The 422-nt window shown below is 71.8% G+C and carries 1 protein-coding gene; it reads left to right on the forward strand.

The features are described 5' to 3' along the window. Nucleotides 1–96 precede the first annotated feature (96 nt). Complete coding sequence (locus G3I71_RS48430; protein ID WP_164325352.1) at nucleotides 97–261, forward strand: sigma-like protein; 165 nt, start codon at nucleotides 97–99, stop codon at nucleotides 259–261. The last annotated feature ends 161 nt before the right edge of the window (nucleotides 262–422 follow it).

Consider the following 422-nt stretch of genomic DNA (forward strand, 5'->3'; position numbering starts at 1 on the left):
AGGTGAACGACCCTGGAAGGCCCGTTCGACGACCCCGGGGGAGTTGTCGAACGGGCGTCCGCCGACTTGAGAAACGCTACACAACGGGAGACGAGCATGAGCGACGCCGAGAAGGACGAAGAGATCACCACCCAAGACAACCACGCCGGGACCCCCGGCACGGGCAAGCCCAAGATCACGCCCCTGGACAACCACGCCGGCTCCGAGGCCGCGGGCAAGATCACAACCCAGGACAACCACGCGGGGTCCGAGGGAGCCTGAGGCTCCGGACCGACGGGGGGAGCGGGGGACGACCGCGGTGGCGCGGAGGGGATGCCACCGCGGTCGCCGCATGTCCGGGGGCTCGGGGCGCCCCAGGACCTGCCCCGGGTCGGCTTCACCGCTGGGCGGGAGCACGGTCCGGGCGGGATTCACCGCCGGGC

Origin of the sequence: Streptomyces sp. SID12501, assembly GCF_010550245.1 — a bacterium.
Classification (GTDB): Bacteria; Actinomycetota; Actinomycetes; order Streptomycetales; family Streptomycetaceae; genus Streptomyces.